A 738-nucleotide genomic window follows, 5' to 3' on the forward strand; every position below is an offset into this window, starting at 1 on the left:
CGGCACGGGCCACCGCCGACGGCGGAATCAGCATCCGCCTCGACGCCTCCACACTGCCGCCCGGCCCGCTCGACTTCCTCGCCCGCCTGCGCCGCGACCCGAAAGAGCGCCACCTGCGCATCCCCCTGGACCGCGCGGCCACCGAACCCGCCCCGCGCCACGTCCACCTCACCCTGGACCCGGACGAACACACCCTGCCCGAGGGCCGCTGGGACTGCTACATCCTCCCCCGGAACAGCACCGGAAAGCAGATACGCCTCCGCTGCGCCCTGGCCGAACAGGCCCTCAGCGTCGGCCGCACCCCCCTGGACACCGACACCACCGTGACCGCCTGGCTCCCCTACCGCACCGCCCACGGCAATCTCGCGCTGCGCACCTGGCAGCGCCCCGCCCACGCGGAAGTCGCCACCATCGAGGTCGGCGCCGACGGGGCGACCGTCACCGCCCGGCTCCTCACCGCCGGCACGCCCCCCTCCCTGCACGGCGCCACCGTGGTCGCCGTCTCCCGCCAGGGCGGGGCCCATGACTTCAGCCTCCCGGTCACACCGCTCCACCGAGCGACGGAACGATTCTCCTTCGCCCTGCCCTACGCCCCGGCCCTCGCACGCCGGGAGAGCACACACGACCTGTGGGACCTGCGGCTGCGCCTGGGCGACACACACCCGCCGATTCCCATCGGCCGCATCGGCGGCGACATCGTCGACCGGAAGAAGACCGATGTCCTCCCCGCCGTCCTCC

Annotated in this window: 1 pseudogene; it reads left to right on the plus strand. The window is 74.0% G+C overall.

Going from position 1 to position 738, the window contains the following annotated elements:
* A pseudogene (locus G5C65_RS37975) lies at positions 1-738 on the plus strand (glycosyltransferase family 4 protein); the annotation flags it as partial.

Origin of the sequence: Streptomyces boncukensis, assembly GCF_011045075.1 — a bacterium.
GTDB classification, from domain to species: domain Bacteria; phylum Actinomycetota; class Actinomycetes; order Streptomycetales; family Streptomycetaceae; genus Streptomyces; species Streptomyces boncukensis.